Origin of the sequence: Histophilus somni (assembly GCF_014202395.1) — a bacterium.
Lineage (GTDB): Bacteria > Pseudomonadota > Gammaproteobacteria > Enterobacterales > Pasteurellaceae > Histophilus > Histophilus somni.
Map to the genome: position 1 here is coordinate 25,916 of NZ_JACHGQ010000004.1, position 13,450 is coordinate 39,365.

Below are 13,450 nucleotides of genomic sequence, written 5' to 3' on the forward strand. Positions count from 1 at the left end.
TTTGAACAATCTTACTGAAACGTTTACTCTCGAACCTCAAGATAATGCACGCTTACAATCCCTTTGTGGCACATTTGATGAGCATTTGCAATTAATTGAAAGCAGTTTTAATTTGGTTGTTTCACGCCGTAATTTTACTTTTACTGTACAATCCGCAGACGAAGAAGAAAAAAACACGTATCATCCAACTTTGCTAAAAAGTGCGGTGAAATTAATTAAAAATTTATATGCTGACACTGCAAAAATTCGTGGCAAAGTGAAAGAGCTGGATTTGGAAGATATACATTTGGCAATTCAAGAGAGCCGAATGTTATTACAAAATAATACTCAAACAAAGCGGGAAGATAGTAAAGTTTATAGCACAACGATTAAAACTAAACGTGGCTTAATCAAACCTCGTGGTAAAAACCAAATTGAATATTTACATAATATTCTCACACACGATATTAGTTTTGGTATTGGACCGGCTGGAACAGGGAAAACTTTTTTAGCCGTTGCCGCAGCGGTTGAAGCATTAGAGCGTCAAGAAGTGCGTCGTATTTTGCTTACACGTCCTGCTGTTGAAGCCGGTGAAAAATTGGGTTTTTTACCCGGTGATTTAGGACAGAAAATTGAACCTTATTTACGTCCGCTCTATGATGCTTTATTTGAAATGTTGGGGTTTGAGCGTGTGCAAAAATTAATAGAACGTAATGTAATTGAAATTGCACCGTTAGCTTATATGCGGGGACGAACGTTAAACGACAGTTTTATTATTTTAGATGAAAGTCAAAACACAACGGTTGAACAAATGAAAATGTTTTTAACCCGAATTGGATTTAATTCTAAGGCTGTTGTAACCGGTGATGTTACGCAAATTGACTTACCTCGTAGTCAAAAATCCGGTCTTCGCCATGCGATTGAAGTATTAGAAAATGTGCCAGAATTAAGTTTTAACTATTTTGACAGCAAAGATATTGTACGTCATCCTGTTGTGGCAAAAGTTGTTCAAGCTTATGAGGTTTGGGAAATTAAAGATGAGTTTCGTCGCCAACAATTAGCCGAGCAAAAACAACAAGAGCGGTTAGAAAAAGAGCAGTTTACCGAAGAACGGGTAAAAGCGTTACAAGAATAATTTTATACAAAGGTTCAATTCATGAAAAATGTCATTATTGACCTACAGATAGCGAGCGAAGATGCGACCAATTTACCAAGTGTGGAACAAATTCAACTATGGGCAAATGCGGCAATTCGAGCGGAAAACTCACAACCTGAAATGACAGTACGCATTGTTGATGAAGAAGAAAGTCACCATTTGAATTTAACCTATCGTGGTAAAGATAAGCCGACTAATGTGCTTTCTTTTCCTTTTGAATGTCCTGATGAAATTGAATTACCATTAATTGGTGATCTAGTGATTTGTCGTCAAGTAGTAGAACGAGAGGCGACAGAGCAAGAAAAACCACTAATGGCACATTGGGCACATATGATCGTACATGGTAGTTTGCATTTGTTAGGTTATGATCATATTGAAGATGATGAGGCGGAAGAAATGGAAAGGTTAGAAACGGAAATTATGCTTTCGTTAGGTTTTACTGATCCTTATATTATTGAGAAATAACCAACCTGAAATGATATCTCCTCGCCATGTGCAAATTAGTATTGCACCCAATCTGCAAGATTTTGGACCGCACTTTTTATCACATTTTGATGTTTTGTGGTTAGGGTGGGAAAAACCCGATTTTAATGTGCATTTTTGCCATGTGCAAAAAGCAAAAAAGTTACTTGGGCAAGAGTTTTTAAATGTGATTTTTGATGCTCGTCAGGGATTTCATTTAGAAAGTTTAGCGATTGTGGCAGGAACAGTAAAAGAGGGTGGAACATTAAATATTCTACTTAATCATTGGGATCTTTTAGAACAACAAGCTGATATTGATAGTTTGCGTTGGAGCGGTGTAGAAGGAATGATTGCAACACCGCACTTTATTCGGCATTTTCAACAGATTGTTAATCAATTTCAGTTTCCTGTTAATCATTTCGCTATTCCGGCGATTACTCAAAATAATCTACCTGATTTATTTTGTTCAGTTCAATTGAGTGCAACTAAAGCACAGCAAAAAATTATTGACAGTATTTTACAGCAACAGGCAGATATTTATTTTTTAACAGCAAAACGTGGACGAGGCAAATCAGCATTATTGGGTTTGTTATCTCAACAAGTAAAACAGAAAGTTTATTTGACGGCACCGAATAAAAGTGCGGTGAATATTTTGCAAAAGTTCGCCGGTCAATCAGTTACTTTTATTGCACCTGATGAGTTTGTTCAGTGTTTGACAGAAAATCCGCAAGACTATCGAAATGCTTGGCTATTTGTAGATGAAGCAGCCATGCTACCTGTCAGTACCTTAAATTTTTTTAGTGCTTATTTTAAACATATTGTTTTTAGTACAACCATTCATAGTTACGAAGGTACGGGGCGTGGTTTTGGCTTAAAATTTAAGCAACGAATTTTACAACAACGGCGAAAATGTCTTGAATTTGAATTAAAGGAGCCATTGCGTTGGCGTGAGGACGACAAGTTAGAACCTTTTATTGATGTGCTTTTATTGCTTAATAGTGAAGATGATTTTCGGCAATATCATTACAAATCCAATTTGGACGTTCACATAAAATCGCTAAATCAACAGGCGTTATTGACACAAATAGCAGATTTTTACGGTCTATTGTCTTTAGCACATTACCGCACTTCTCCTATTGATTTACGTCGTTTATTGGATGCTCCAAAACAACGATTTTATTTGGCACAGACAGAAGGACATTTGCTTGGTGGGGTATGGGCATTAGAGGAAGGGGGATTGTCGGATCGAGGATTGATTGCGGGAATTTGTCGAGGAGAACGCCGTCCGAAAGGTAATTTAGCAGCACAATTATTGGCTTTTCAATATCTTAATTCACAGGCTTGTGAATTACGTTCTTTACGAATTTCTCGCATTGCACTTCAACCTAATTGGCAGAGAAGAGGAGTAGGGCGAGATTTGATAGCTGCTTTGAAAGTAGAAAGTAACATTGATTTTTTATCAGTGAGCTTTGGTTACAGCTCGGAGTTGGTTTCTTTTTGGCATAAGTGCGGTTTTAATTTAGTGTATTTGAGTGAGTATAAAGAAAGTAGCAGTGGCACATATAATGCAATGGCTATTTGTCCTTTGACTTTGCGAGGCAAAGAATTTTCACAACAATGTATGAGTCAATTCAGACGAGATTTTGTTTTATCGGATCATCCTTTATTGAATGAGGTTATAAATAATCAAACTATTGAGGTAGAGTTAAATGCCTTTGATGTATACTCATTGCAAAAATTTGCATTTTATTACCGCACTTTATCGGCTGCTCGTCCTGCCTTATGGAGACTATTGAAGATGATAGCTCCCTCTGAATGTCCTGTCTTGAGGAAATATTTTTGTGGTGAAAAAGATTTCTTGTCTTATGGCGGTTATCGACAAGGAGTGATAATTTGCCGCAACGAAGTAAAAGAAGTGTTGCAAAAATATAAAAACTTTCTATGATGGAGTGATTTTTATACAGGAAGGAGAATGTGATGCCGGATCAATCAGAAAAGAAAGGTTTTTTCCGCCGTATGCTGGATGCGTACAATCAATTTTGTAATGAAATGGAGGTGGATAAAGGGACTTGTCGAGGCTGTGTACCTATAGTCAAATTTGATGAAGATGCAAAACAAGAAACAGATAATGAGGCTGGTAAAGCATCATAATTGTGAAGTACTTCACATAATGGAAAAGATTTAGCCAACCAATGTACCCATCTTAGTTTACTTAACTATAACAACTCTCTAAAATACGCACGCTTTACTTCAGTGAAGTTGGCGTATTTTTATTATTATTATTTTTAGGTGATTATTATGTTATGGTTTTTCTTTTGTGTTGCCCTATTGATTTTAGGCTATTTCACATACGGTAAATTTGTTGAGAAAGTATTTGTTATCAATCCGAACAAGAAAACGCCCGCTTATTCTATGACAGATGGTGTTGACTATGTTCCGATGTCTAAAAAGAAAATTTGGCTAATTCAATTATTGAATATCGCAGGCACAGGTCCAATTTTCGGACCGATTATGGGGGCATTATATGGACCGGTGGCGATGTTATGGATTGTACTGGGTTGTGTATTTGCCGGTGCAGTACATGATTATTTCTGTGGTATGTTGAGTGTTCGTAATGGTGGTGCTTCAATGCCTACTCTTGCCGGACGCTATTTAGGTACTCCCGTTAAAGTATTTATTAACGTACTTGCCGTTGTTTTATTATTCCTTGTCGGGATTGTGTTTGTAACCAGTCCTGCTCAGTTATTAAGTACTATTACTTTGGATATGTTTGGTAGTGCAAGTATGGCTACAACCAATGCACATGAGGTGGTAAGTGCGGTACAAAACGCTGGTGAGATCCGTGTTTGGGGAATGGATAAACCGACAGTTGTGGCGATTTGGACTGGAATTATTTTCCTTTACTATATTGTGGCGACATTGTTACCGATTGATAAGATTATTGGACGTATTTATCCATTATTTGGTGGACTATTATTATTTATGTCTGCCGGTATGGTATATGGCTTAGTATCCAGCCATTTAAATGGTGCTGATCCAATTGAATTTTTCCGTTCCGTTGATGGTATGAGTTTTGAAAAATTCTTACAAAACTTTGAAACTCGTAAAGAGCTACCATTATGGCCATTATTATTCTTAACCATTTCTTGTGGTGCACTTTCCGGTTTCCATGCAACTCAATCTCCATTGATGGCACGTTGTGCTGAAAATGAGAAAGAAGGTCGTTTTATTTTCTACGGAGCCATGATTGCAGAAGGTGTTATTGCTTTAGTTTGGTGTACTGTTGGTTTAAGTTTCTATGAAAATTTGGGTGAACTATTAGCTGCAACCCAACAAGGTTCACCTTCCAAAGTAGTGTATGATTCTTCTATTTATTTCTTAGGGACTATTGGTGGTGTTTTTGCTGTATTAGGGGTAGTTGTGCTACCTATTACTTCCGGAGATACAGCATTCCGTTCCGCTCGTTTGATTATTGCGGAGTTCTTAAAAATTGAACAACGCACTTTGGTGAAACGGTTACTTATTGCAGTTCCGTTATTTGCAGTCGGTTTTTGGATTATTGCATCAAAAATTGACTTTGGTGTGTTGTGGCGTTATTTCACTTGGGCAAACCAAGCAACAGCAATGGTGATGCTATGGACAGCTGCGGCTTATCTATATCGTTACAATAAATTCCATTGGGTGTGTACTATTCCGGCAGCGTTTATTAGTGCGGTATGTTTTACATACTTAGCCTATAACAAAATTGGTTTTGGTTTAGATTATCAACTTTCCGTTTATATTGGTATTGGATTAACTATTTTTTGTTTAGTGGCTTTCTTTACTTTATTGAAACCGTTAGGTTCGAAAGATCCGGATGCCTTTATAAATGATGCTACATAATTCAATTCATAAGTAATAGATAAAAACCGTTCGAGGCAACTTGAACGGTTTTTTTATAAAAAATTTACTTTATTTATATGTTTTCAAGATAAAAAACTTGCAACCTAATCTCACTGGTAATACACTTATGAAGTGGTAAAAAGTGGAATTTTGTGGAGAAATTTGTCATAATTTCCTCATTTATCTACACAACCAATAATTTTTTGTGATTAAAGTAAGGAAACAATATGTTTCGAGGGGCATCAGCGGTTAATCTTGATTCTAAGGGGAGGATTGCAATTCCTACTCGCTATCGTCAGGAAATCCTCGAAATAAATCAGGGGCAGATGGTTTGTACCGTTGATATTCGCCAGCCTTGCTTATTACTTTACCCTTTAAACCAATGGGAAATTATTGAGCAGAAATTATCGAAATTGTCGAATTTCAATCCGGAAGAGCGTAGTTTGCAACGTGTAATGCTAGGTTATGCAACTGAATGTGAACTTGACAGTGCCGGACGAATTCTTATTAGTGCTCCTTTACGTCAACATGCAAAATTAGAAAAATCCATTATGTTGGTGGGGCAATTAAATAAATTTGAAATTTGGAGCGAGTCAGAGTGGCAAGCTCAAATTGAAAAAGATATGACATTAGGTGCGAGTGGACAATTTGCCATGTCTGAAGCATTAAGTATGTTATCCCTATAATAAAAAAGATACGTTACAGTCAGTAACGGTACTAGCAAAGGTAAAAAGGTACGTTTTTTGTTGTACCTTTTATCCCTTTTGATTTTATTGATTTTTCCTAGGTTATTGCAAATGAGTATGCAAGATACATTTTCTTCACCTGAGCATTTCACTGTTTTATTAAGAGAAGCAGTTGGCGGTTTAGCCTTAAAAGAAAATGGTATCTATATTGATGGGACTTTCGGTCGAGGCGGTCATTCTCGTTTTATCCTTTCTCAACTGTCAAAAAAGGGTCAATTAATTGCGATTGATCGTGATCCCCAAGCAATTCAGGTTGCACAAAATATTCAAGATCCACGTTTTCGTATTGTGCATGACAGCTTTTCAGCTATTCCGGATATTTGTGAAAAATTAGGATTGACGGGCAAAATTGACGGGATTTTACTTGATCTTGGCGTGTCATCTCCACAACTTGATAATGCGGAAAGGGGATTCAGTTTCATGAAAGATGGTCCTTTGGATATGCGTATGGATACGACACAAGGATTATCGGCAACGGAATGGTTGAGGCAGGTTTCTGAACAGGATTTAGCATGGGTATTGAAAACTTTCGGTGAAGAACGCTTTGCCAAACGTATAGCTCAGGCGATTATAGGATATAACAAAAGTGCGGTGCAAAGTGGAGCAGAACCTTTAAACAGAACTTTACAATTAGCTGAACTGATTGCTCAGTCTGTACCTTTTAAAGATAAGTATAAGCATCCTGCAACGAGAAGTTTTCAAGCTATTCGTATTTTTATTAATTCAGAATTAGATGAATTAGAAAAAGTATTGAATGGAGCTTTAAATGTTCTCGCTCCTCAAGGACGTCTGTCGATTATCAGCTTTCATTCTCTAGAAGATCGTATGGTAAAGCATTTTATACGTAAGCAAAGTAAAGGTGATGATTTGCCCAAAGGATTGCCATTGCGTGAAGAGCAAATTCAACATAATCAAAAATTAAAACCTGTTGGTAAAGCGATTATGCCGACAGAACAAGAAATGGCTGCTAATGTTCGTTCAAGAAGTGCGGTCTTACGCATTGCGGAGAGAATATAATGGTAAGAGATTTCGAACGCTACCCATTGTATAAAGTTATTTTTGAGGACTTGGTTTCTGCAAATAAATTATTAATTGTTTTAACGATTTTGGTTGTATTGAGTGCGTTAAGTACAGTTTGGATTACTCATCAAACTCGTATTTTAGTCGCTAAAAAAAGTAATTTAGTTGTTGAAAATCAATCGCTTGAGCAAGAATATTTAAATTTAAGATTAGAGGAAAAGGCCCATAGTCTTCATTCCGATATAGAGTCTTTTGCCACTCAAAAGTTGAAGATGAAATCCGTTCCGGCTGAACAAGAGGTTGTTATCATTGAATAGATAATAGATATTAGGCGGTTATTAATGACACATAATAAGATAAATCGAAAAAACAAACGAGCATTTGAAAATGGTGCAAAGCGTAATCAACCTAAAAAGATCTATGAAAATAGTTTCTTGAAATGGCGTTTTATGGTTGTTGTTGGTCTTATTATTTTATCACTCACAGCTTTAGTGGGACGTGCTACTTATGTACAGATGATTAAATCCGATGTGCTATCTAATGAGGCGGATGAACGATCCTTGCGTAAAGAAAAAATTTTGTCTATGCGAGGTACCATTGTTGATCGCAATGGGCAACTTTTATCAGTGAGTGTTCCTATGTTTTCAATTTCAGCTGAACCAAAAAAAATTTTTAGTAAAAATGGTTTACAAGATGAGGAACGCTGGCGTGCATTAGCTAAAGCATTAGGTATGTCTTACAAGGACTTACGAAAAATTCTAGAAAAAAATCCTAAATCTAGTTTTGTCTATTTAGCTCGTCAGGTGTCACCAACCATTGCGGAGTATGTTAAAGAATTAAATCTATATGGAGTTAACTTAAAAACTGAACCTCGTCGTTTTTATCCTAAGACAGAGGAAACTGCACATTTACTCGGCTATACCAATATAGACGGGGAAGGTATTGAGGGGATAGAGAAAAGTTTTAATTCATTTTTAGTTGGTAAACCTGGATCAAGAACAGTTCGCAAGGATAGGCATGGTAGGATTATTGAGAATATATCAGATCTTAAGAAATACGATCCGCAAAATGTCATTTTAAGTATTGATGAAAAATTACAGTCCGTAGCTTATCGTGAAATAAAGAAAGCTGTTGAAAAATACAAAGCGGAATCAGGAACGGCAGTACTTGTTGATATTCATACGGGAGAGGTGTTGGCTATGGCTAATGCACCTTCTTATAATCCAAATATACGCACAAGTTTTAAGACTGAAGTGATGCGTAATAGAGCTATTACAGATACTTTCGAGCCAGGTTCGACTATTAAACCTTTTGTTATTTTGACCGCACTTGAAAAAAAAGTAGTGCGAAGAGATGAGATAATCGACACTGGTCGTTTAGTTTTAGATGGGTATGAAGTTAAAGATGTTGCAGTCAGAGATCGCCAAACGCTTGATCAAATTTTAGAAAATTCGAGTAATAGAGGGGTGAGCCGTTTGGCTTTGCGTATGCCTGCAAATGCACTAATAGATACATATAAAAAAGCAGGTTTAGGGCAACGAACAGAATTAGGTTTAGTTGGGGAACAGGCAGGTTTCTTGAATGCCGATCGTAAGAAATGGTCAGATATTGATAGAGCCAGTGTTTCCTTTGGTTATGGCATCAGCACTACGCCGTTACAACTTGCTCGTGCCTATGTTACCTTGGGCAGTTTCGGTATTTATAGACCTCTTTCAATTACAAAAGTAGATCCTCCTGTTATTGGGCAGCGAGTGTTTTCTGAAAAAATGACTCGTGAAGTGGTTAATATGATGGAGAAAGTTGCGATAAAAAATAAAAGAGCAATGGTAGAGGGTTATCGAGTGGGAATAAAAACAGGAACAGCAAAGAAAATTGAAAATGGGAAATATGTTAACAAATATATTGCTTATACAGCCGGACTTGCTCCAATCAGCAACCCTCGCTATGCCTTAGTGGTATTAATTAATGATCCTAAAGGTAGAGAATATTATGGTGGGGTTGTTTCTGCCCCTGTATTTTCCAATATTATGAGTTATGCTTTGAAAGCAAATAATATTCCTCCTGATAGTAGTAACTATACAAAAACTGTTAGACGTACAGTTTATCTCAATAGTCAAGAGAATAAAGCGAACGCCAATTAATCATTCAGGTAATCTATGAAAAAATTAACCGCACTTTGGGATATTGATGAACAATTAGATAGCGTTCATAGAGATATTGAACTTCAAGAAATGATTTTAGACAGCCGTTTAGCCAAGACCGGCTGTCTTTTTGTTGCGATTAAAGGACATCGTGTTGACGGTCGAGAATTTATTATGCAAGCCATTCAAAATGGAGCAAGTGCGGTGCTGTTTGAAACTGATCTAGTGGAGCAGCATTTGAAAGTAAGCTTTGAGCAAAATATTCCGCTTATTGCGTATTATGAACTGTCAAAACATCTTTCTCATATTGCAGATAGATTTTATTCATCTCCTTCACAACGTTTAACCCTTGTTGGCGTAACGGGAACCAATGGTAAAACAACCATAGCTCAGTTACTTGCACAGTGGACACAAATTTTAGGGCATACAAGTGCGGTCATGGGGACGATTGGCAATGGTTTATTTGGACAAATAAAAGAAGCTTCAAATACAACGGGATCGGCAATAGAAATACAATCCTCGTTAGATAAATTTATTCGGCAAGGTGCTGATTTTGCTGCGATTGAAGTGTCTTCTCACGGGTTAGTGCAGCATAGAGTTGAGGCACTGACTTTTCGTGCAGGCATTTTTACCAACCTAAGCCGTGATCATCTTGATTATCATCATACCATGGAAAATTACGCACAAGCGAAGAAACGTTTGTTTAGTGAACTGAATTGTCAACATAAAATTTTAAATGTTGATGATGAAATCGGGGCAACATGGTTGATTGAATTAAGTAAAGATGATCCTGATGTGGTTGCAGTAAGTTGCCGTGCGGATTATCAGCCCGATACAAAAAATTGGCTAAAAGCAACCGCACTTAGTTTTCACAGCAAAGGCACAACGATTGAATTTGCCTCAAGCTGGGGAAATGGGATCTTAAGTAGCCCATTAATTGGGGGCTTCAATGTGAGTAATTTATTACTTGTTTTAGCCACACTCTTATCGCTTGGGTATGACATAGATAAATTACTTGCTACAGTACGGCAATTAACCGGTGTTTGCGGTCGAATGGAAATGTTGAGTGCAAAACATAAGGCTACCGTGATTGTTGATTATGCACATACACCGGATGCTTTAGAGAACGCTTTGCAATCTGCTGCAGTTCATTGTCAGGGAAAACTTTGGTGTATTTTCGGTTGTGGCGGTGATCGTGATAGAGGTAAACGTCCATTAATGGCAGCTATTGCCGAAAAATTTGCTGATAGTGTGATTGTTACTGATGATAATCCTCGAACAGAGAATCCTGAACAAATTATGCAAGATATTTTGACAGGTTTTCAGCAATCAAGTGCGGTGCAGATTATTCATCAGCGTGAGCAAGCAATTAAAACAGCGTTACAAAGTGCGGTAGAAAATGATGTTGTTTTGATTGCTGGAAAAGGTCATGAGAATTATCAAATTATTGGAACAACTAAATACCATTTTTCGGATCAGGAAATTGTAAAAAAGTATTTTTAAGTTTAGTAAAATTTGAAGTCATTGATGAGTAAAATACAGAAATAATTCATTGTATTGAATGATGAGAAGTAAGAAATAACATGATTAAGTTATCGACAAAAGAACTGGCTGACATTTTTTCCGCACGATTAATTGGAGCGGAGGATATTTGTGTGGAAAAGGTTAGTACCGACACAAGAAAGCCTTGTTTAAGAAGTTTGTTCTTTGCTTTGAAAGGTGAAAATTTTGATGCTCATGATTATCTGACACAGGCAGTAGAACAAGGTTGTTCAGCTGTTGTAGTTGAGCGTGAGTGTGATGTTGATGTACCACAGTTAATTGTACCTGATACTCGTCTTGCTTTAGGGCAATTAGCTAAATGGCTAAGAGTAAAAATTAATCCAAAAACAATCGCAATAACGGGATCTTCAGGCAAAACAACTGTCAAAGAAATGACAGCTTCTATTTTGCAAAAAGTGGCACAAGATCCTGATGCGGTCTTATTTACTCAGGGCAATTTTAATAATGATATCGGTGTGCCTTTGACCTTGTTACGTCTTGAGTCGAAGCATAAGTTTGCTGTTATTGAGTTAGGTGCAAATCATCAAGGTGAAATTGCTTATACCGTGGATTTAGTTCAACCGGATGTGGCATTGGTTAATAATGTTGCTGCGGCTCACTTAGAGGGATTTGGAAGTGTTGAGGGAGTGGCACAGGCAAAAGGCGAAATCTATCAAGGGTTAAGTGAAAACGGCATTGCCATAATGGAATATGAGCATTCTGTGCGTTACCAAAAAAAGTATTGGTATGAACAAATAGGTAATGCAGATACTCGATTGTTTTCCGTTATGGGGAAGGTGTCGGATTACTATGCACAAGAAATCAAATTAACGGAAACAGGCAGTCAGTTTACATTGTGTTGCATTCGGGAAGGAGAAATTAAGATTAATCTGCCTTATTTAGGATTACATAATGTCAGTAATGCCGTAGCGGCAGCCTCATTAGCTTCATGCTTAGGTGTGAGTTTAGAACAAATCAAAGCAGGCTTAGAAAAAAAATCGTATGTAAAAGGGCGTTTATTTCCCATTGAGCCTTGTCCAAATCTATTGTTATTAGATGATACTTATAATGCTAATGTAAGTTCATTGAAATCCGCTATTGATGTATTGCGACAATATGATAAATTTTTCCGTATTTTTGCTGTTGGTGATATGGCGGAATTGGGGGAAAATTCAGTGAGTTGTCACAAACAAGTAGCGGATTTTGCTCAGATGGCGAACTTAGATTTAGTGGTCAGTTTTGGTACACAAAGTGCGGTCATTTCCGATGCTTGTGATGGCGTTCATTTTAGTGATAAAACCGAGTTAGTGAATTATATAATCCCCGTTATTCAGCAAAAATTAGCCGGTCAAAAAGTTGTTTTATTAGTCAAAGGGGCGAGATGTATGCAAATGGAAGACGTGATTAATTTAGTAAAGGATAAATTTCAATGTTAGTGTGGTTAGCTGAATATTTACACCAATATCAAAGTGTATTTAATGTTTTTTCTTACTTGACAGTGCGTGCAATTCTTGCACTTTTCACCGCACTTTTACTCTCGCTATGGATTGGTCCTAAAGTGATTCGTCGTTTACAAATTTTGAAATTTGGGCAAGAAATACGTAATGATGGTCCTGATAGTCACTTAAGCAAAAAAGGCACCCCAACGATGGGCGGTATTATGATTTTATTTGCTATAGGGGTCAGTACGTTATTATGGGCAAATTTAGCCAATCCTTATGTTTGGTTTTGCTTGTTTGTATTATTTGGCTATGGTGCGGTCGGTTTTGTTGATGATTATCGTAAAATTACACGCAAAAATACTGCCGGTTTAGTTGCTCGTTGGAAATATTTTTGGCTTTCTGTTATCGCTTTAGTCTCTGCTTTCGGTATGTATGCGATAGGTAAAGATACGGATGCGACACGGTTGGTTGTGCCTTTTTTTAAAGATGTCATGCCTCAGTTAGGTTTGTTTTATATTGTATTGGCATATTTTGTTATTGTGGGCACCGGCAATGCGGTTAATTTGACCGATGGGCTGGATGGCTTGGCTATTATGCCGACAGTTTTTGTTGCTGCTGCATTTGCGTTGATTGCATGGGCGACCGGAAATATTGAATGGTCAAAATATTTATATATTCCCTATATTAAACATACCTCTGAATTGGTTATATTTTGTACTGCAATTGTGGGTGCCGGTTTGGGTTTTTTGTGGTTCAATACGTATCCCGCACAACTTTTTATGGGGGATGTTGGTTCATTAGCATTGGGTGGAGTATTAGGTACTATTGCCGTTTTAGTTCGACAAGAATTTTTATTGGTGATTATGGGCGGTGTATTTGTCGTTGAAACTTTATCGGTTATTTTGCAAGTAGGATCTTATAAGTTACGCAATGGTAAACGTATTTTCCGAATGGCACCAATCCATCACCATTATGAGCTGAAAGGTTGGCCAGAGCCACGAGTAATTATCCGCTTTTGGATTATTTCGCTGATGTTAGTGTTACTCGGATTAATTACCTTGAAATTACGTTAAGGCAAGC

At 37.2% G+C, this 13,450-nt stretch carries 12 protein-coding genes; all 12 read left to right on the plus strand.

The genetic code is table 11. The features are described from left to right. Position 1: 1 nt before the first annotated feature. The 12 genes from HNR69_RS03275 to mraY all read left to right on the plus strand — a co-directional run bounded on the left by HNR69_RS03275 (position 2) and on the right by mraY (position 13,443). Positions 2 to 1,114, plus strand: coding sequence for a PhoH family protein (locus HNR69_RS03275; RefSeq protein ID WP_075294403.1), 1,113 nt, complete (start codon positions 2 to 4; stop codon positions 1,112 to 1,114). Between the two features lie 21 nt (positions 1,115 to 1,135). Next, positions 1,136 to 1,600, plus strand: a complete 465-nt coding sequence (gene ybeY, locus HNR69_RS03280) for an rRNA maturation RNase YbeY (protein ID WP_012341441.1) — start codon at positions 1,136 to 1,138, stop codon at positions 1,598 to 1,600. A gap of 10 nt (positions 1,601 to 1,610) precedes the next feature. Beyond that, positions 1,611 to 3,542, plus strand: a complete 1,932-nt coding sequence (locus tag HNR69_RS03285; RefSeq protein WP_183405641.1) for a tRNA(Met) cytidine acetyltransferase TmcA — start codon at positions 1,611 to 1,613, stop codon at positions 3,540 to 3,542. 32 nt (positions 3,543 to 3,574) lie between these two features. Next, positions 3,575 to 3,748 (plus strand): DUF5363 domain-containing protein, encoded by a 174-nt coding sequence (locus HNR69_RS03290; RefSeq protein WP_167591112.1) that lies wholly within the window; start codon positions 3,575 to 3,577, stop codon positions 3,746 to 3,748. A gap of 147 nt (positions 3,749 to 3,895) precedes the next feature. Further along, positions 3,896 to 5,479, plus strand: coding sequence for a carbon starvation CstA family protein (locus HNR69_RS03295; protein WP_075294402.1), 1,584 nt, complete (start codon positions 3,896 to 3,898; stop codon positions 5,477 to 5,479). Between the two features lie 227 nt (positions 5,480 to 5,706). Then, positions 5,707 to 6,165: a division/cell wall cluster transcriptional repressor MraZ gene (gene mraZ / locus HNR69_RS03300; RefSeq protein ID WP_075294401.1), complete on the plus strand. Its 459-nt coding sequence runs from the start codon at positions 5,707 to 5,709 to the stop codon at positions 6,163 to 6,165. Positions 6,166 to 6,276: 111 nt separating this feature from the next. Then, complete coding sequence (gene rsmH / locus HNR69_RS03305) at positions 6,277 to 7,242, plus strand: 16S rRNA (cytosine(1402)-N(4))-methyltransferase RsmH (RefSeq protein ID WP_075294400.1); 966 nt, start codon at positions 6,277 to 6,279, stop codon at positions 7,240 to 7,242. Further along, positions 7,242 to 7,562 (plus strand): cell division protein FtsL, encoded by a 321-nt coding sequence (gene ftsL / locus HNR69_RS03310; protein WP_011608507.1) that lies wholly within the window; start codon positions 7,242 to 7,244, stop codon positions 7,560 to 7,562. Before rsmH ends, ftsL begins: the two co-directional genes overlap by 1 nt. A 24-nt stretch (positions 7,563 to 7,586) precedes the next feature. Beyond that, positions 7,587 to 9,386: a penicillin-binding transpeptidase domain-containing protein gene (locus tag HNR69_RS03315; RefSeq protein WP_075321688.1), complete on the plus strand. Its 1,800-nt coding sequence runs from the start codon at positions 7,587 to 7,589 to the stop codon at positions 9,384 to 9,386. A 15-nt stretch (positions 9,387 to 9,401) separates the two neighbouring features. Next, a complete protein-coding gene (gene murE / locus HNR69_RS03320; protein ID WP_075294398.1) occupies positions 9,402 to 10,889 on the plus strand; it encodes a UDP-N-acetylmuramoyl-L-alanyl-D-glutamate--2,6-diaminopimelate ligase in 1,488 nt (495 codons plus the stop codon). 80 nt (positions 10,890 to 10,969) lie between these two features. Further along, entirely contained in the window at positions 10,970 to 12,364 is a 1,395-nt protein-coding gene (locus tag HNR69_RS03325) for a UDP-N-acetylmuramoyl-tripeptide--D-alanyl-D-alanine ligase (RefSeq protein ID WP_183405642.1), read from the plus strand. Continuing rightward, complete coding sequence (mraY, locus tag HNR69_RS03330) at positions 12,358 to 13,443, plus strand: phospho-N-acetylmuramoyl-pentapeptide-transferase (RefSeq protein ID WP_075294396.1); 1,086 nt, start codon at positions 12,358 to 12,360, stop codon at positions 13,441 to 13,443. Before HNR69_RS03325 ends, mraY begins: the two co-directional genes overlap by 7 nt. The last annotated feature ends 7 nt before the right edge of the window (positions 13,444 to 13,450 follow it).